The organism is Paenibacillus nasutitermitis, from assembly GCF_014641075.1.
Classification (GTDB): Bacteria; Bacillota; Bacilli; order Paenibacillales; family Paenibacillaceae; genus Paenibacillus_Z; species Paenibacillus_Z nasutitermitis.
This window is the reverse complement of record NZ_BMHP01000001.1, coordinates 1,794,067-1,812,395: the sequence shown is the minus strand read 5'-3', so window position 1 is coordinate 1,812,395 and position 18,329 is coordinate 1,794,067. Positions and strand designations below refer to the sequence as shown.

The following is an 18,329-nucleotide window of genomic DNA, read 5'->3' as shown; positions in this document are numbered from 1 at the left end:
TCAAATGAACACGGACCCAGGGTATAGCGCGTTATTTTATCGCAGGGCAACCTCTACCTTTCCAGAGAAAAATACAGCCCCATTGCCCATGTCGGCTACACGGTCCGGCGTCAGCGCATTGACGAGCGCCTTGCCGCCTGCATCATCGGACCAAAGTCCCTGACTGACGGCAACTCCTGGCAGAACATCATTGCCGACGGCAGCCTCAAGCTCACAGCTCCCTCTTGCGTTCCATACGTGAACCATCTCGCCTCCCCGGATTCCGCGCGCCGCGGCGTCAAACGCGTTCATGTATATCCGCGGAGTTTTTTCCATCTTGATGTGCTTATCGTTCTGGGCGAATGTAGAATTGAGAAAATTGTGATTCGCGGTCGGTATAAACAGCAGCGGATAGGGTCCATCGTCCACAAGCGGCACATAGGTTGGCAGAGGCGGATAACCGCTTCGTTCCATCGCTTTGGAATACAACTCAATACGGCCGCTCGGCGTATGCAGCTTCTCCATCAGGAATGGCTTGACATCCGCTTTGGCAAACCGGGTGGCCGACAGAGTCTCATGAGTAATGCCCCGCAGCCTGGAATTGTTCGGATTGTTCAGCGCCTGGTCGATCATTTCCTCCTCTGACTCGCACAGCAGCGCTTCATTGAAGCCCATCGCCTGCGAGAGCAGCCGGAATACCTCGACATTGGATTTGCTTTCCCCACACGGTTCGATGACTGGCTGCTGAAGCTGTACATAATGATGCCAATAGGAGGTGTAAAGATCGGTATTCTCGAACGAAGAAGTGGCGGGAAGCACGATATCGGCGAACTTCGCCGTTTCGGTAAGAAACAGATCGTGAACGACTGTAAATAAATCTTCGCGGCCTAGCCCCTCCCGGACTTTATTCGCTTCGGGAGCTACGAGAGCAGGGTTGGAATTGTATACATATAGCGAACGAATCGGCGGATCCAGCTCCAGCAGCGCGCTGCCCAGTAAGTTCATGTTTATCCGGCGAGTGCTCCTGCGGCTCAGCTCGGGGCGCTCCAGAGCGGATTTATTGAGGCTTAAGAAACCTCCGTTTCCCTTAATCGCCCCTCCGCCCTTAACCAGCCATTGTCCTGTCAACGCCGGCAGACAAGCAATGGCACGGGTGGTCATGCCCCCGTTGTCATGATGCTGTGGACCGTTGCCGATGCGAATAAAAGATGGTTTTGTCGCACCATACAGCCGTGCAAGCTTATAGATATCTCCCACAGGAACGCCGGTAATGGCAGCCACCACATCAGGCGGATACTGTTTCACATGCTCGCGCAGTTCCTCATGCCCAATCGTATATTGGCGAAGAAACTCCTCGTCCGTCAGTCCCTCCGCAAACAAAATATGCATCAATCCAAGTGCCAGCGCCGCATCCGTTCCGGGCATAACCGGAATAAACCAGTCTGCCCATCGCGCAGTCCGGTTCTGGTGCACATCAATTACGATGATTTGTGCGCCCTGCTTGCGCGCCTTCTCGGCAATCGCAACCTGATGCATATTCGTGCTTACCGCGTTGATGCCCCACAAGATATGCAGCTTCGCATGAATCGTTTCTTCAGGATCGGTGCCATAGCTGCCGCCCATTGTGTAACGGTAGCCTTCCGAACCCGCAGCTTCGCAGATCGAATAAATGAGCTTGCTTGCTCCCAGACGGTTGAAAAATCTCCGTCCCATTCCTTCGGTGCCGATTCGGCCCATATTCCCGTAGAAGCTGTATGGCAAAATCGCCTCCGCTCCTTCTTCGGAAGCTGCAAGCTGCATCCACCGGCCCGCGATTCTCTCCAGCGCCTCTTCCCAGCCGATCCGCCGAAACTCACCGGAGCCTTTGGGGCCTGTCCTCAGAAGCGGGTATTGTAGTCGTTTCGGATCATAGATCCGCTCCGTCATATTGCGCACTTTGTTACAGATTGCCCCTTGGGTGACGGGATGAGACGGATCGCCTTCTATTTTCACGATTGCTCCGGATTCCTTATGGACCAGCAGACCGCATTGATCCGGGCAATCCAACGGACAAACGGAAGGGAATACCCCGTCTGCCTGATTTAGATATGACTTCAAATTGTGACCGCTCCTTTCATTCATGCGGGAATACGAGGTTTGTTCAGATTATCCTATAATAATAGCACAAACGGGATCGACATCCTGCTCAACTTTGGATACGCACAGCGGCCATGTTCTGTTCTGGTATGAACAAAAACATCATGCATAATAAAAGAAGCAGCCGCCAGACAGCCGCTACTTCTTCAATCGCTGGTTACCAGTCTATGTATATCCCCGGGCGGTTCAAAAATAAAGGTTCCAGTGGCAGCTACCCAATCACGGCCCTCATATCCCCTTATATTCCATCCATTTTATCTGCTATCAGCGTGTAGAACTCGGGAAATCTCGAATCTGTGGGGCCTGGAATTTCTTCCAAAGTCCGTATACATAACCCCAGTGAACCAATTGCCGTTATTATCTCGCCCAGTGTCCAGCTTCGTACAAGAACCTTACCCAATTCAGAGCGTTCTTCCTCGGGCAGCAGCTTTGCAAAAGCCACTTCGCCTTCCGTAATCGTATTATCAAAGTAATTGCCAGTTGGCTGCTTGAGATTGTTTGTGTTCATCCATGCACGCGCGAAAGGGTGAAAGTCAGTTAATATAAACCGGCCATTCCCCTTCAGCCTGCGATGCACCACGCTAAAGATGCCATTCAGGTCTGTAAAATAATGCAATATACCAAATTCCATCAACACGATATCAAACTGACCAAGTGTTTCTTCATTAGGAATGTTCAAAACATCCGAACAGATGTAGTGCAGCTCCACACCGGCCGCCTTGGCGGTCTGTTGCGCATATAACTGATTTTCTTCAGATAGGTCCACCACCGTAACCTCTGCCCCCATTAATGCCAGAGATATTGCCTTGCGGCCATGCGAACCCAAAAGATTAAGCACCCGCTTTCCCACCGGATTACCGATATACTTAAGCCAATAATGCAGAAGATGTCTGTGATTCAGCTTTAGTTCTTCCGCAAGTTCAACCGGTGTACCGTATTGATGAACCCAAGCCTGATAAGCTTTCGTTTCCCAAGCAACCTTGTTGACTCTTGCCAGTTCCTCCTGCACGCACTACCTCCTTAGAATCGGGCTCTTTAAAATTTTTGAGGGTTTGTTCAAACGAGAATCTGAAGCATCCTGATGCATGCTTTCCATTAATATATTTCAATCTTTCTCGCATTACAATCCATATCTGTAAACATTTGAAATCACCTTATGATTCAAAAAAAAAGCATTCAAATCAGAGTCAGTTTGAGTGCCTATTCGATCGTTGGAACAAGTTAATTATTCTTCTCAATAAAAGTGTTGTCAACCAGCTTCGATACTTCAACCTTCTCCTTCAGGAAGCCGAGCTCCAGCAAGAGATCCGCAGAAGCCTGAAATTCAGCAACAATTTGGTCCGGAATCGGTTCATTCTGGGCTTGATAATTGTCTGCCAGTACTTTAATTAACTCAGCGTCCTGTTTTTTCAGCTCGGCATAGGTTTGCAGCGCTTCCTCATAGTTGGCTTTCTCATAGTCTACCGCTTTCTTGACGACTCTGAGATAGGCTTCAACCGCTTCCGGATGCTCCTTCGCGAAGTCTGCCCTGAATGCTGTGAACACCGGAGCTGGAATATTCAGGGATTCCCCGCTTGCGATGATGGTTGCCCCATTCTTGCTGACCTCTTGATAAGCGAACGGATCGGCGGTTACCCAAGCGTCCAGTTGACCGGTTTCAAATGCAGGCTGTGCTTCCGGGATCAGCAGGTTCACAATATTGACTTCCGATTCCTGGATGCCGGATTTCTTCAAGGCTTTCACGAAGAAGACATGGTTTGTGGTCCCCTTCGGCAGCCCTACGCGTTTGCCTTTCAAATCCGCCAGTTCCTTAACCTCGCTCCCTTTAGGAACGATAACATAGTTTATGCCCTTGAGTCCGCTGGATAGATAAGAGGTTAGCTTCAAATCTACTTTACCGGAAATAGCCGTAATGACCCCGCCATCGACCAGCGTTGTAACGTCCAAACGCTTAGCCGCCAAGGATTCGATGGCTTGCGGACCGCTTTGAAAATCGGAAAATTCTACTTTCCCGTTGATCTTGGCGAATTCCTCCTCGAACCAGCCTTTGCTCTGGGCGAGCTTAAGCTGATTACTGCCGCCATTGTTCCCGATGCTGATGGTAAATGGCTTCAATTCCGCAGTTGCGGTAACGGGAGACGTAGAGGCGTTGACGGAAGCTGGTGAATTCGGCGTCTGATTGTTGTTATTGCCGCAAGCGCTTAGCAGAAGTGCGAATACGAGAATAAGGGCAGTGCAGGGCAGCGTTAATTTTGTCATGATTGAAATTCTCCTCTTTATGCTTATTAAGACCGGTTGGTTATGAATTTAAAGCTACTCGCTTGCGATTTCCGCAGCCAGATCCGCCGCAATATCACGTGCTCCATTGTCGGCATACAGCTCCAGCTTACTCAATCGGCCCTTGAATTCAAATGGCGCCTCGTATTCGGGTGTAATGGGTGAGATCAGATTCTTCCCTACCGTAAAGCCGCCCCCTCCGCCGAACATAATTGCCCCTGTCTTTGGAATGACTTCTTCTCCAACCTGATCGCCGTTAATATAAAGCTTGCCGATGCCGGTATGCTCGCCCTGCTTTGCATACTCAAACGTCAGAACAGACTTGCCGAGCGGCACCTCAGTATCCGAAGAAATGACCGTGTACGTCTCGCCGACATAATTGTAGACGAACACTAAGCGATTGTTCTTCACATAGAGGGAATATCCGCCGAACCGGCTGCCTTCGGAGACAAGCACACCTTCGTCATCGGCCGATACCCGTTCCACTACGGCATCGAATGTAAACGAACGATTGCGCAGATCCGGGCCTCTTAAAAATCGGGTGCCATTGAAGAAGGTTCGCTTGGCCGCAACGGGAACGTTGCCCTCATCTCCGAAAGAATCCTTCAGACGTCCCCACAAGGATCGGCCATCCAATGGCAGCACCCCATACTTCTCCGCCTCGATCCACCACTTCTCGATAAGCTCGTTCAGCTTATCGGGATGCTCGCCTGCCAGATCCGTCGTCTCAGAGAAATCTTCATCCAGATGGTACAACTCCCAGATGTCGTCCTCGTACCGGGAGCCGGCACGATGGTTCGTCACCGCTTTCCAGCCTTCATTGTAAATGGCACGGTGGCCAATCATCTCGTAATACTGCGTGCTTCTATGGGTCTCAGCCTTGGCGTCATCGAAGGAATAGACGAGGCTGACTCCTTGCAGCGGCAGTTGTTCCACGCCATTGATGAACGCCGGCGGTTCAATCCCGATAAGCTCAAGAATGGTTGGCATGACATCGATGGCATGGTGATATTGCTGTCGGATGCCTCCGCCGTCTTTAATCCCCTTCGGATAATGAAGGATAAGAGGAGTCTTGACCCCGCCGGCATGCAGCCATGTCTTGTAAAATTTCAACGGCGAATTGCCTGCCTGCGCCCAGCCCGTCGGATAATGATTGTTCGTCGCCGGACCTCCCCAATCCTCGAGATGAGGCAGATTCACCTCCAGCGTTTCCTTGATGCCGTTGTAGCTTTTGAGCATATTCCAGGTGCCATGCTCCCCGCCTTCGCCGCTGGCTCCGTTGTCGGATATGAGCACAATAACCGTATTCTCGAATTGACCAATCTCTTGCAGGAATTGAAGGACCCGGCCAATATGATAGTCGGTATGGTCCAGGAATCCGGCGAACGCCTCCTGCGATTTCGCATAGAGCCGCCGCTGGTCTTCGGACAGCGAAGCCCAAGCCTGAACTCCCGGATTCGGCGGGGGCAGCTTCGTATTTGCCGGTATAAGACCCAGCTGCTTCTGCCGCTCGAACCATTGCTCCCGGATGATATCCCAGCCTTCATCGAATTTCCCTTTGTACTTGTCGATATATTCCTTCGGAGCATGATGGGGATCATGCGTTGCGCCATACGCCAAATAGAGAAAGAACGGTTTATCCGGCGCCGCAGCCTTCTGATCCCGGACATATTCGATCGCCTTATCTGTAAGATCTTCTGTTAGATGATACCCGTCCGCGGCTGACTTCGGCGCCATCACCTCATGATTGTCCTGATGCAAGACCGGGCTGAATTGATTCGTCCCTCCGCCCAGGAAGCCATAGAAGTGTTCGAAACCTCTTCCCAAGGGCCAATTGTCGAATGGGCCTGCGGCGCTTTGATCCTCATAAGGCGCAAGATGCCATTTGCCCGAGATAAAGGTGCTATAGCCGTTGTCCTTCAATATTTCACTGATCAAACCCGCTTCTTTATGCACCTTGCCCCTTGTATGCGCAAATCCTGTATTCAAATCCGAGACGCAAGACATTCCGATGGAATGGGGATTGCGGCCGGTAAGCAGGCTGGCCCGGGTCGGCGAGCAGATCGCAGTGACATGGGAGTTCGTATACCTAAGTCCACCAGCGGCCAAAGAGTCTATATTCGGCGTTTCAATCGTTGAGCCATAACTGCCCAACTGCGCGTACCCAAGATCATCCAGCACGATATACACAATGTTAGGTGCCCCTTCTGGCGCCTTCACCCTTTCCGGCCAGCGGGGCACTGTCTCCTCCAGCGTATTGCCGACTGTTCCATGTTCATTAATGACATACCTCGATAATCTTTCCTCTGCCATGTATACTCCTCCAATAATATTATTCATATGCGAATAGTATGAATATTAGATAAATTTTTTTATCAAAAAGCCGTATTCAAACATTCATTCTTGCAGCACAATGAAAGGCTGCGGCCATTCGGAGGATAAGATCGCGCTGGCCGGTTTTTACGCTCTTCCAGCCTATCCTTTATAGCTATCCTGCCATTTTAACAGCCGCTTCTCCAATATGCGCACGAGTGAATCCGACAGTTTGCCTACACTTGCGAATATGGCAATGCCTACGAAAACGACACTGGTCCGCATGAACGATCTGGCATCCTGTATCATATAGCCGACCCCTTGGTCCGACCCCATCAGCTCCGCTACCACCAAGCAGAGCCAAGCAACGCTGAGGGACAGGCGCAGACCAAGCAGCACGTTCGGCAAGGCCGCTGGAAGCACCAGCTTCGTTACTTGCTGATATCGGCTAAATTCCAGCACCTTGGCAACTTCGAACAGTTTCGCATCCACATTGCGGACCCCGAGGAAAGTATTCACATACAGCGGAAAAAAAGCCCCCATCGCAATGAGTAAATCCTTCGACAGCTCTCCAAAACCGAACCACAAAATGAACAACGGCGTTATCGCCAAGAGCGGAACTGTACGAAACATCTGGATGGTCGGATCGAGCAAATCCTCAACACGCCTGAACATTCCGACAAGAAGACCGAGTACCAGACCTGTAGAACCGCCCAGGACGAACCCGATCAGCGCCCGCTGCAGACTGATTTTCAAATGCCAATACAAATCTCCGGACAGGACAAGAGCATAGAATTCTTGCGTAATGGCAATCGGAGAAGGAAACAACAAATCAGACACCCAGCCTTGCCAGCTTGCCAATTGCCACAGCAGCAGCATGGCACCCGGAACGAGACTGCCCCATAACAAACGACGCGTTTTGGAGCTTTTATTCGCCCTTTTCCCTGCCCTCCGGGAAGCGCCGGAAACCGGCTTCGGCGTTTTAGTCGATTGTTGAACCGGCACATGGGCAAGCGTATTATCGCGAGTTGACATGAATAATTATTCCTCCCGTAATTAGAACCTTAAATCTCGTAATCGTTCCTGGATTCTTCCGGCTTCTCCAATGCTCCCAGCACGACAGTGCGCAATTCTTGGAAAGACGGCCCGGTTCGTTTGCGGGGATGGGGAAGATCAATGGGAATGATCGCCTTGATTCTCCCCGGACGCGCATCGAGTACGACGACCCGATCCGCCAGAAATACAGCTTCATCGATATCATGCGTCACAAAAAGCATCGTCGTCTTGTTATGCCGCCAGATATCCAGCAATACTTCCTGCATATGACTGCGCGTGAATGCATCCAGCGCGCCGAATGGCTCATCAAGAAGGAGTACCTCCGGATTGCGCAGCAGCGCCCGGGCGATAGCAACCCGCTGCGACATGCCACCGGAAAGCTGCTTCGGATAAGCCCGCTCGAAGCCTTGAAGCTTGACAAGCGCAATCATCTCGTCAACCTTCCGGCGAACCTGGCTGTCCTTCAGCGACAGCTCTCCTGCTATATTGCGCTCCACAGTCAGCCATGGGAACAAGCGATGCTCTTGAAAGATAAATCCTTTCTCCTTGGAAGGACGCTCAACTTCCCTCCCGCCAAGCCGCACTGAACCTGTATGCTCCAGATCCAGACCGGCCACGATCTTGAGCAATGTACTCTTGCCGCAGCCGCTTGGCCCGATAATGGAAATAAACTCACCTTCTTGTACGGATAGGTCAATATTATCCAGCACATGCGTTATTGACTCATTCGATCGGAAAGATTTGGTTAACTGACGGATTGTTAAAGCTACTGAAGACACAAGATCCTCTCCCTTTCCTGCCATGATCATGGTTCCAGGTGTTTTTCGCTAATTCGCACAACAAAAACCACTGGACAACCTTCGCGCAGGATGGTGAGAACCTCAACTCATACTGTGCGGGCTTCCAGTGGTCTGGTCAGCTATGCTCATTTCACTAATTTAATCATTATTTAATTTGTGATCAGTGTATCAGGAATAGAAATAGCTGTCAATTATTAATTAAATAATTCCAATTTGTATACAAGGGATTAAAAATGAGCCAATAGAATTGACACATTCTGCAAAGGGTTATAGAATTTTTTCAGACATTATTGCTTTGTCCATCACCTTTCCCGGTTGTAATTTCGATGTATCGGGGGCCATATACGTCATCTGTGACCGAATCACCCATCGTTTGCTGAAAGGAGTTACTAATCGTGAGCGACAATATCTCAGGCGTTCAGTTAAGCCAATGGTTTTATGAATATTATATCGTGCCTCGTCTTTCGTCTATCATGCCCACATTATCGTATGCAGCAGCGCTAGTCGGCCCGGGTAGCGAAGTTCTAGGTTTTGATACACCGATGTCGCGCGACCACGACTGGGGGCCGCGTGTGCTGATATTCGTCCATGAAGCAGACATTTCTCAGCGTGAAGCCATTTTTGCGGCCCTCCATAAGGCAGCCCCTGCAACGTTTAATGGTTTCCCGCTTAATGTCGATCAAACGATTGTTGCCACAGTTCCCGCCTATTTCGGCAGACGATTGGGACTCTCACCCTCCCGATTGTTAGAGGGATTGGATCTACTCGACTGGCTGACTATCCCTGCTCAGAGATTGGCAGAGCTTACAGGTGGTATCGTCTACCGGGATGATTTCGGCGAGCTGACAGTCGTTCGCGAGCATCTAAGTTTTTATCCGCAGGATGTATGGCTTTTTCTGATGGCATCGGTTTGGAACCGTATCGGACAGGAAGAACATCTTATGCCCAGAGCAGGCTTTGTGGGAGATGAATTGGGGGCGGCTCTTATTGCTTCTCGACTCATTAGAGACGTAATGAGTCTTTGTTTCCTGATCGAACGGAGCTATGCCCCTTATCCTAAATGGTTCGGCACCGCCTTCCGGCAGCTTGCTTGTGCGGATGAGTTAATGCCTTATCTGGAAGCTGCACAAAACGCAAAAGAGTGGCGAGGGCGAGAGCAAGCACTATCGACAACCTATCAAATCGTCGCACAGATGCATAACGAACTGCAATTGACCGAACCAATTGAAGTGAGGGTAAATCACTTCTTCGATCGACCGTTTTCGGTAATCGGCGGTAATCGTTTTGCAGATGCATTGGTCTCTAAGATAGAGGATTCATCGCTTCGCAAGCTTGCTGCTTTTAATTTCGGTGGCATCGACCAAATCAGTGACAACACTGACTTTCGCGCGATCCAGGAACGTTTCCAATCACCATCTGGCGAGACGAACCCACTTCGCGCTTTCTTTGACCGCCTGCTGTAGATTACGCTACCGAGGAAGGTTACTTGGACTTAACTTGCTGTGACGAGAACCGGATTCCCTTTAAGGATCCGGTTTTTTCATATAACGCGTTGCTCAGCGTACGATTGTTTCCGTTTCGTGAGTTGAACCCAATTAGCTGTCCATTATTAATTACATAATTCCAATTCGCATACAAGGGATTAAAAGAGAGGAGTTGGGTAAAGGGATGGAATTAACGCCCAAACCGCTGATAAATTAAGGCCTCAGATGAGCGATGATATCCTCGAATCGAAAGTGTAACCCTTCATACAGATTAGTGGAGGAGTATACATTAAATCCGGTTAAGTCGACTATATAGCGCGCTGCCAGCTGCAGGGGATCTCCCGCGATAATCTGTCCCTGCCGCTGCCCCTCGGCCACAATACTGGATAGCACCTTCAAATTGTTAATGGCATTGGACTTATATTGCTGCCTAAGCTCCTTCGGCAAAGCGTCCGACAATGCTATATTCAAATGCAGCAATACAACATATGATTTCCTGTTTTTATTCGGAGTTCCCAAGGATACCAGCTTCTCCCATGGCGAGCCGCTGCCTTCGGAAAGCTTCTGAAGAGCTTCGCCGAATACCAACTGTGAATGTACGATAACTTCCATCAGCAGATTTTCCTTCGAGCTAAAATAATGGTACACATTAGCTGAAGTTATCCCGACAGCTTTCGCAATATCTTCGATCCGAACCCCTCGCAGTCCTCTTAATGCGAACAATTCCCTGGCATTCTCCATAATATTATTTCGCTGTCTTTCCCGTGCCAGTGCATCTCTTTCCACATTTCTGGCCAACGCAAATCCTCCCAGCTGCGATAAGTCTTGATATATTCAAACATAAACCAAAAAAGGAATGCTGTCTAATCTCGGAGGAGATCATGCTCAATGGAGATGAAGAAAAAACAGCGAATCGTTCCATAAAGCAAAAACGCACAAGACCCCTTGGTCCTGTGCGTTCTTGCTCTGTCTGGTCCCCATTTTCGTTACCTTTATTCGGTTCTACTTTATTCGCGGTATCAAAAAAGCATTCTCTATTTTCTCAAACCCAATACGCGGATAATAATCCATTGCGGTCGGTGCAGAGAGCAATAAAAGAGAGACCTCATCGCCTAAATGTTCCCGCAGAACCTTAACAAGTTCGGTTCCGATGCCCCTCTTCTGATACGTCTTGCAAACCGCTAGATCCGATAAATAACAGCAATAAGAAAAATCAGTAATCGCTCTTGCAAGTCCGATCAGCTTCTCTCCATCCCAGGCAGAAATATGAACATCAGCATGATCGATCATTCTTTGAATCCGATCCAGGTCATTAGCAGGACGCTTGATTCCTGAACGGATAAACATGTCCGAAACCTCTTTGGAATGAAGCGGAGTATTGATTTTATATGCGATGGCCATAGTTTTCCCTCATTTATCAATTATTTTTCTACTATTATAGACAACATTTCCAGGGCTTGAAAGGACCAATTCCCGTGTTTTTTACGGGTCCGCTTGCTCTGAATCTTTCTCCCCATGCAACTTTTGCCAGTCTTCCATCGTTTAGGTTAAACAGTGCTGCCTCACAATAAACCTATCTTTGGAAAAACGAAAGGATGGATGTTGCAAGATGCTTACCAACAGCTCAACGTCATTCAAAAAAATCGCGATGCTTAGTGTTACAGCTGCCCTTCTGGCTTCCGGATTAACGGGGACTTCAGCGGTCCACGCCGAGAAGCCGGTTATTAATAGCTCGACTCCGATATACGGAGCTGTGTCCGCACCTGCGGTTAAACCGTTGTGGAGCGTACCGCTGGCTAAATTTGATCAGTACGGGATGAGCGTCACTTCGGCGCTTGCTGAAGATGGCCGGGTTTTTGCACTCGTGGCTGGCGGTAAGCTCGCTGCTTATGACGGTACAAGTGGAAAAAACCTGTGGAAATATGGTGCAGGATTGAAACCGGTACTGGCATATGACCAAAAGGTAGTTTATGGACTATCGAAGGATGGGGCCATCCTGGCCATCAAGGATAACGGAAACAAAAAGTGGGCGGCGGATATTCACGCAGATAAAGCGGACAGCATCCAGCCGATCGGCGATACTATTTATGTCACGCAAAATCTGACGTTATTCGCTCTGGAACGCGAAACCGGCAAGCTCCGCTGGAAAAAAACGGAGACTGACGGGTCCTATTCCAGCGGGTTGACCGATATATTGGTAAGCGATGGCGTCGTGCTTCGCAGCTATAATGTCCAAGGCGCATTGTCATCCAATCAGATCAACGCTTACGACGTCAAGACTGGCAAGCAGCTGTGGACCTCATTCCGCCAGCAGTCCCCGCTTGTCGTGAAGGAAGGTCTAGTTTATTCGGTCATGGATTTATTCATGATCGGCGAAGAAGACTCTGTCAAGAAAAGCCTGCATATCGCCGTTATAAACCTGAAAACCGGCGTAAAGAAGGGTGAGCGGGTCTACAAATGGACAGCCCAGCCAGAAGTTATCGGTCAATATCAGTTCGGGGGCGCTCACGGGTCGGCATTCCTGGATGGCGAAGATCTTTATATTTATCAGGATCAAGCGGTCGCGAAATATAATTTCTCCGCTTATAGCAAGGATGGAAAAGCCATCCAACGGTGGAACGCCCCGAATCCTCGGGATTACCAGCCGCTCTATAACGTTCATGAAGGAAGATTGCTCTATCAGAATCTGCATGACCGTTCTATCCTTGCATTGAAGACGATAAACGGCCAAACCATCCAATTCCCTGCAGGCATACAGCCGGTGCAGACAGATTTGTACGGTAATGGGCTGTTCGTTGCGCGAGCTGACGGCACACTGGACGCTTATGACTTCACAGCCTCAAAACCCGTTTTCAGCGTGAAAACAGGTTTCCGCGATTTCAACCCGACGCTGAAATCAGGAAATATGATTTATATCCGTTCCGGAGGGATATTGTCCGCAGTGAAACTTCCCGTAGGAATGGCGGCAAGTATCGGAAAGTAGCCCGTTGTCCGCCGCTTGCCAAGTTTTCTAATCACTTGCTAATGAGAATGGCAGCCTGCGATGTGTTTGCACATTGCCGGCTGCCATTTTCTGCATGAAAAAAACGTGTTGGATGGTAGTCCTAATTATTGGAAGAAACAGACAGAATATCAATCTCAAGTTCTCTTTCCTGTCCACAATCTACGGCCCATATGAGCGTTTCACCTTTTCCCCACGCCTTGCATCCGAAATTGGTTTCCCTTCCCGCTGCCAGTCTTATTCTTAAATCATTTCCATCCGTGGTTTCAATTGCTCCTGTTTCTTCTGGAAGTCCATAATCAATCCTTGCGGATGCCGTTGAACCGCTTTGGAATGGGATTCACCGTTCCCTCAAAGGGTTAAAAACATTCAGATGCCTCTATAAGAAAGTGTCTGTTTTATGATCAAAATTTGAACGTTTTTTGAACGCAAACGCTTTTTTTGTGTTATAATAAGGAATAAGTATTTTGTCAGTCTTAACAATTTCATTGAGGAAGTGAATATAACATGTCAACAAAAACAGCAGTCGTGGAGCGGCAGACAGCACAGGAAGGTAAATCGTTGTTTCTCGCCATGCACATCGCCTCTTGGGTCGCTCTTTGCGCAGGCGTTGTCTTGTGTCTGGTCAATATCAGTCACTTTAGCGACAGCAACATGCTCCTGATGTTGGGCATCGGATTTCTGGTAGGCAGCGTGTTCACGTACACAATCGGTACCGCTATGAACCTTGTTCACAAACGGAAGTCCGAAACGGAAAATGATTACTAAAACAAGCGTCCCTTAAAGGTTGCTTCCAAGCGGAAGCAGCCTTTTTCTATGTTTGACTGACTACCGGATATCTTCCTATACCCGTAGACGGCTTGCACTTCCCTTTTCGTTTGAATGGTAAATGGGTAATGATTTTAAGGTCTAATTACGTCGAAATTTTGAACGAAATATTACGAAATTTCGACTGTCTGATGACGCCTTTGTTAACACCCGATACGAAACAAAAGGAACATGTTATTATTTTCACAAGGGTTTAGTGAAAGTGTGAGATTTCTCATATCGGGGGCCCGTTCTTGCCGATAAGATTGGAATGTTGGGAGATGAGAGAGATGAACGTAGCGAAAGGTTTGCGGCGTCTTGCCGTTGCCGGCGTGCTGACCGCAGTACCGGTCCTGGCTTCCGGTTGTACATCCATGGTCGTATTCGACCCAAAAGGGCCGGTCGGCGAGCAGCAGCGCGATCTGATTGTTTTTACTATGCTGCTGTGTCTCGTCATCGCGGTTCCGGTGTTCGCCATTACCGCCTGGATCATATGGCGATACCGGGATAAGCCGGGGAACAAAGCGGCCTACCAGCCTAAATGGGAGCACAGCACCAAGCTTGAGACGATCTGGTGGGGTATTCCTATTGTCGCCATTGTAATTCTGGCAATCGTAACCGGAATTTATACGCACAGGCTGGATCCGGCCAAGCCGCTCAAATCGGACAATGCTCCAATAACGGTGCAAGTGACTTCGCTGGATTGGAAATGGCTGTTTCAATATCCCGATCAAGGCATTGCGACAATCAATACACTCGTTATTCCCGAGAACACGCCTGTCAAGTTTGACCTGACCTCGGATGGACCGATGAACTCCTTCTGGGTTCCACAGCTGGGTGGCATGATTTATACGATGTCGGGCATGGCGACGACACTGCATCTGCAGGCCGATGAGGTTGGCGATTATTTCGGTACCGGTGCGAATTTCACGGGACGCGAATTTGCCAAGATGGCCTTTACGACGAAAGCCGTCACTCAAGATGAATTCGATGGCTGGATAAATGAAGTCAAGTCAAAAGGCGGCGCGCTGACAGATGAAGCTTATCAGCAGCTGGTGAAGCCTGGGACTTCGCCAATAGTAACATATGGTTCTATCTCCGACGGCTTATTCCACCGGATCGTTCATGATTATTCAATGAATCGCGGTGCTGAAGGCGGCCTCGGGCGCAAAGCGACGACGCTCAGCGATTTGCATAAGGAGCGCGAGAACGGGGGAAGTCAGCCTGTGCCTGATCTCAACCTGAAGGACAATGTAGACTCAGGTTCTGGCATGGAAGAAATGGATATGGATATGAATCACGAAGATACCGGTGCCGCGGATACGGGGCATAATCACTAGAAAAGGAGGCACCTAACCTTATGTTTGAGAAGATCAAAGACTTTCTGTCCTGGTTCTTCGTGACAGGCGATCCGCTTATATACGGAGCGGATGTGGCGATCGCCATGACGACAATCGCTATCATATTTGTCCTAACGGCCTTTAAGAAGTGGGGCTGGCTTTGGCGTGAATGGCTGACTACCGTCGATCACAAGAAGGTAGGCATCATGTACATTATCGCCTCCTTGCTGATGCTCTTCCGCGGCGGCGTCGATGCGCTGATGATGCGGACGCAGCTCGCCTTTCCGGATATGGAATTCCTGACTCCGGAGCATTATAATCAAGTATTCACGACACATGGCGTTATTATGATTTTGTTCATGGCGATGCCGCTGATGTTTGGACTGTTCAACATTGCAGTGCCGCTTCAGATTGGCGCGCGCGATGTCGCGTTTCCATTCCTGAACTCGCTAAGTTTCTGGCTGTTCTTCATTGGTGCGATGCTGTTCAATATGTCGTTCATTATTGGGGGCTCCCCAGACGCAGGATGGCTGTCGTATCCCCCACTTTCTGAATTGACGGGTAGTCCGGGCGTTGGGCAGGACTTCTATATTTGGGGGATTCAGATTTCGGGGATCGGCTCCCTGATGACAGGTATCAACTTTATCGTTACCATTATTAAAATGCGCGCACCAGGAATGACCTGGTCAAAAGTACCGATGTTTACGTGGTCCGTACTTACGAGCTGCATTACGATTATTTTCGCATTCCCCATTCTGACCGTTACGCTTGCATTGCTGTTCCTCGACCGGTTCCTCGGGGCCCACTTCTTCACCATGGACGGTGGAGGCAATGCGATGATGTATATCAACCTGATCTGGATGTGGGGACATCCCGAGGTTTATATCGTGGTTCTGCCTGCCTTCGGTATCTTCTCGGAGATCGTCTCGACATTCGCCAAGAAGCGGCTGTTCGGCTATAAATCCATGGTATTCGCCATGATGATTATCAGTCTGCTGTCATTCTTCACATGGCTCCATCACTTCTTTACGATGGGCTCCGGCGCGAATGTCAATACCTTCTTTGCTGTCACAACAATGATAATAGCAATCCCTACCGGGGTTAAAATCTTCAACTGGCTGTTCACCATGTATCGAGGAAGGATAAACTTCTCGACGCCAATGCTCTGGACAATTGCTTTTATTCCCTGCTTTGTCATTGGAGGCATGACCGGTGTGCTGTTGTCTGTCGCTCCGGCCGACTTCCAGTTCCATAACAGCTACTTCCTGATCGCCCACTTCCATCAGGTGCTTATCGGGGGCGTCGCCTTCGGGTACTTCGCCGGCCTTTATTACTGGTGGCCGAAAATGTTCGGTTTCAAGCTCAATGAGAAGCTTGGCAAATGGGCATTCTGGATCTGGAATATCGGCTTCTACGTCTGCTTCATGCCGCAGTATTTTGTCGGCCTTGACGGAATGACACGGCGTGTCAGCACCTACGGCTGGGATACCGGCTGGTGGGGACTCAACTTCACCTCGACGATCGGCGGCTTCCTGATGGGGCTTGGCTTCTTGTTCCAGGTTTGGCAAATTGCCCACAGTATCAAGTTTATGGAGAAGGATACTACGGGAGATCCTTGGAACGGGCGTACGCTCGAATGGTCGATCCCTTCCCCTGCTCCGCTGTATAATTTCGCGGTGATTCCGGTCGTTACAGACCGCGAGCCATTGTGGGAAGAGAAAGAACGGCTGGCTGCAGGCCTTGCGCCTACTCCGCAAGCACCGATCGAACCGATTCATTATCCAAAAAACTCGGCGATTCCATTCATCCAATCGGTGTGCTGGTTCCTCGTCGGCTTCGGTCTTGTATTTCATTGGCTGTGGATTGCTATTCCCGGCTTTATCGGCGTCGCGGCGACGATGCTGGCGCACTCATTCAATTACAATACCGAATATAATATTCCGGTAGACGAAATCAAACGCACGGAAGCTGCGGCTAGGAGGTTTTCCTGATGGCACAGGCTGGCAATCATACACAATCCCAAGTACACGCTCATAAAGATGGCCAAGACGGGCATGTCAATCAGGAGGAGCTCCGTCAGTTTGGCTTCTGGATCTTCCTGATCACCGACTGCGTGCTATTTGCCACATTGTTCGCTACCTATGTAGTCCTTCACGGCAATCACGCAGGAGGACCGGGACCGAAAGAAATATTCGAGATGCCCGGTATTATCGTCGAAACGTTCATTTTGCTAACCAGCAGCTTCACGAGCGGTCTAGCAGTACTCTCCATGAATAAAGGCAGCCGCAAGGGCTTGATCGGCTGGCTGGCCGTCACTATACTTCTGGGTGCGACCTTTGTCGGCCTTGAAGTTGCAGAATTCATGAAACTCGTTAACGAAGGTTATACGATCGGCACCAGTGCTTTCTTCTCCAGCTTCTTCACGCTGGTGGGCACTCATGGTATCCATGTAACGGTCGGTATTGTCTGGATAGCCGGAATCATGATCCAAATTGCGCGTCACGGCATTACGCCCGTGACGCGCCGCAAAGTTAACATTACAAGTCTTTACTGGCATTTTCTTGACGTTGTCTGGATTTTCGTCTTCACGATCGTCTATTTGATGGGGGTGTTGTGATATGGCCCAGCACAGCGGCGGAACACACGAAGCGCATTGCAGCCACGGGCATGAAGGCGGACATGGCTCGTTGAAGTCTTATACGATCGGTTTTCTCCTCTCCATTGTCCTGACCATTATCCCGCTCATGGTCGTGCTGAACGGATGGCTCGAAGGGACATCAGCAAGGATCGTGTTGATTGGGGCGGCAATCCTGCAGTTTGCGGTTCAACTTCTCTTCTTCATGCATCTGCGTGAGGAGAAAGGTCCGCGCTATAATCTGATGACATTGATTTTCGGCCTGGTCATTGTTGTCACCATTATCGCAGGTTCTGTTTGGATCATGGCGAACAACGAGATGTACTAATAAAATTGGCTTACAAAGATCCCGGATACGTCACGCCATATGGCGGCAACGTTATCCGGGTTTTTTTGTGTATTTATAGCGCGATTCCGGGAAGAAACTAATCACTCACCAAATTGGGCTCATTTATGATCGCTCCGGTTTCATCTTTTTCCACCCACGATCCATTAATCCAT

General features: G+C 49.5%; 15 protein-coding genes. 7 read left to right on the top strand and 8 right to left on the bottom strand.

The window, feature by feature from the left end:
* Positions 1-36: 36 nt before the first annotated feature.
* From IEY46_RS07715 to IEY46_RS07690, 6 genes are all read right to left on the bottom strand, one after another.
* Positions 37-2,076, bottom strand: a complete 2,040-nt coding sequence (locus IEY46_RS07715) for a molybdopterin oxidoreductase family protein (RefSeq protein WP_188990671.1) — start codon at positions 2,074-2,076, stop codon at positions 37-39.
* A 277-nt stretch (positions 2,077-2,353) separates the two neighbouring features.
* Positions 2,354-3,124 (bottom strand): class I SAM-dependent methyltransferase, encoded by a 771-nt coding sequence (locus IEY46_RS07710; RefSeq protein ID WP_188990669.1) that lies wholly within the window; start codon positions 3,122-3,124, stop codon positions 2,354-2,356.
* Between the two features lie 212 nt (positions 3,125-3,336).
* Positions 3,337-4,374 carry an ABC transporter substrate-binding protein gene (locus tag IEY46_RS07705; protein ID WP_188990667.1) on the bottom strand — a complete coding sequence of 346 codons (1,038 nt, stop codon included), beginning with the start codon at positions 4,372-4,374 and terminating at the stop codon, positions 3,337-3,339.
* A 54-nt stretch (positions 4,375-4,428) separates the two neighbouring features.
* The gene (locus IEY46_RS07700) at positions 4,429-6,705 is read right to left on the bottom strand and encodes an arylsulfatase (RefSeq protein ID WP_188990665.1); all 2,277 of its coding nucleotides are present in this window, start codon (positions 6,703-6,705) and stop codon (positions 4,429-4,431) included.
* A gap of 162 nt (positions 6,706-6,867) precedes the next feature.
* Positions 6,868-7,740, bottom strand: a complete 873-nt coding sequence (locus IEY46_RS07695; protein WP_188990663.1) for an ABC transporter permease — start codon at positions 7,738-7,740, stop codon at positions 6,868-6,870.
* A 29-nt stretch (positions 7,741-7,769) separates the two neighbouring features.
* Complete coding sequence (locus tag IEY46_RS07690; protein ID WP_229750133.1) at positions 7,770-8,540, bottom strand: ABC transporter ATP-binding protein; 771 nt, start codon at positions 8,538-8,540, stop codon at positions 7,770-7,772.
* Positions 8,541-8,956: 416 nt separating this feature from the next.
* Between IEY46_RS07690 and IEY46_RS07685 the strand changes: the two genes are divergently transcribed.
* Positions 8,957-10,024: a DUF4037 domain-containing protein gene (locus tag IEY46_RS07685; protein ID WP_188990659.1), complete on the top strand. Its 1,068-nt coding sequence runs from the start codon at positions 8,957-8,959 to the stop codon at positions 10,022-10,024.
* Between the two features lie 234 nt (positions 10,025-10,258).
* Here IEY46_RS07685 and IEY46_RS07680 read toward each other — a convergent pair whose 3' ends face one another.
* Both IEY46_RS07680 and IEY46_RS07675 read right to left on the bottom strand, forming a co-directional pair.
* On the bottom strand, positions 10,259-10,843 hold the full coding sequence (locus tag IEY46_RS07680; protein ID WP_188990658.1) for a TetR/AcrR family transcriptional regulator: 585 nt from the start codon (positions 10,841-10,843) through the stop codon (positions 10,259-10,261).
* Between the two features lie 204 nt (positions 10,844-11,047).
* Positions 11,048-11,446: a GNAT family N-acetyltransferase gene (locus tag IEY46_RS07675; RefSeq protein ID WP_188990656.1), complete on the bottom strand. Its 399-nt coding sequence runs from the start codon at positions 11,444-11,446 to the stop codon at positions 11,048-11,050.
* A gap of 208 nt (positions 11,447-11,654) precedes the next feature.
* On the opposite strand from IEY46_RS07675, the gene IEY46_RS07670 reads away from it, so the two are divergent.
* The 6 genes from IEY46_RS07670 to cyoD all read left to right on the top strand — a co-directional run bounded on the left by IEY46_RS07670 (position 11,655) and on the right by cyoD (position 18,156).
* Complete coding sequence (locus IEY46_RS07670) at positions 11,655-13,028, top strand: outer membrane protein assembly factor BamB family protein (RefSeq protein ID WP_188990655.1); 1,374 nt, start codon at positions 11,655-11,657, stop codon at positions 13,026-13,028.
* A 525-nt stretch (positions 13,029-13,553) separates the two neighbouring features.
* Positions 13,554-13,814, top strand: a complete 261-nt coding sequence (locus tag IEY46_RS07665; protein ID WP_188990653.1) for a hypothetical protein — start codon at positions 13,554-13,556, stop codon at positions 13,812-13,814.
* Positions 13,815-14,143: 329 nt separating this feature from the next.
* Positions 14,144-15,193, top strand: a complete 1,050-nt coding sequence (cyoA, locus tag IEY46_RS07660; RefSeq protein WP_188990651.1) for a ubiquinol oxidase subunit II — start codon at positions 14,144-14,146, stop codon at positions 15,191-15,193.
* 20 nt (positions 15,194-15,213) lie between these two features.
* On the top strand, positions 15,214-17,184 hold the full coding sequence (locus IEY46_RS07655; RefSeq protein WP_188990649.1) for a cbb3-type cytochrome c oxidase subunit I: 1,971 nt from the start codon (positions 15,214-15,216) through the stop codon (positions 17,182-17,184).
* Positions 17,184-17,810 (top strand): cytochrome o ubiquinol oxidase subunit III, encoded by a 627-nt coding sequence (gene cyoC, locus IEY46_RS07650; protein WP_188990647.1) that lies wholly within the window; start codon positions 17,184-17,186, stop codon positions 17,808-17,810. Before IEY46_RS07655 ends, cyoC begins: the two co-directional genes overlap by 1 nt.
* Position 17,811: 1 nt before the next feature.
* Complete coding sequence (gene cyoD, locus IEY46_RS07645) at positions 17,812-18,156, top strand: cytochrome o ubiquinol oxidase subunit IV (RefSeq protein WP_188990645.1); 345 nt, start codon at positions 17,812-17,814, stop codon at positions 18,154-18,156.
* Positions 18,157-18,329 lie beyond the last annotated feature (173 nt).

Excerpts from the sequence above, each read along its gene's own strand:
- cyoC (WP_188990647.1), top strand. The coding sequence starts at position 17,184 with ATGGCACAGGCTGGCAATCATACACAATCCCAAGTACACGCTCATAAA.
- IEY46_RS07655 (WP_188990649.1), top strand. The coding sequence starts at position 15,214 with ATGTTTGAGAAGATCAAAGACTTTCTGTCCTGGTTCTTCGTGACAGGC.
- IEY46_RS07665 (WP_188990653.1), top strand. The coding sequence starts at position 13,554 with ATGTCAACAAAAACAGCAGTCGTGGAGCGGCAGACAGCACAGGAAGGT.
- IEY46_RS07670 (WP_188990655.1), top strand. The coding sequence starts at position 11,655 with ATGCTTACCAACAGCTCAACGTCATTCAAAAAAATCGCGATGCTTAGT.
- IEY46_RS07675 (WP_188990656.1), bottom strand. The coding sequence starts at position 11,446 with ATGGCCATCGCATATAAAATCAATACTCCGCTTCATTCCAAAGAGGTT.
- IEY46_RS07705 (WP_188990667.1), bottom strand. The coding sequence starts at position 4,374 with ATGACAAAATTAACGCTGCCCTGCACTGCCCTTATTCTCGTATTCGCA.
- IEY46_RS07700 (WP_188990665.1), bottom strand. The coding sequence starts at position 6,705 with ATGGCAGAGGAAAGATTATCGAGGTATGTCATTAATGAACATGGAACA.
- cyoD (WP_188990645.1), top strand. The coding sequence starts at position 17,812 with ATGGCCCAGCACAGCGGCGGAACACACGAAGCGCATTGCAGCCACGGG.
- IEY46_RS07695 (WP_188990663.1), bottom strand. The coding sequence starts at position 7,740 with ATGTCAACTCGCGATAATACGCTTGCCCATGTGCCGGTTCAACAATCG.
- cyoA (WP_188990651.1), top strand. The coding sequence starts at position 14,144 with ATGAACGTAGCGAAAGGTTTGCGGCGTCTTGCCGTTGCCGGCGTGCTG.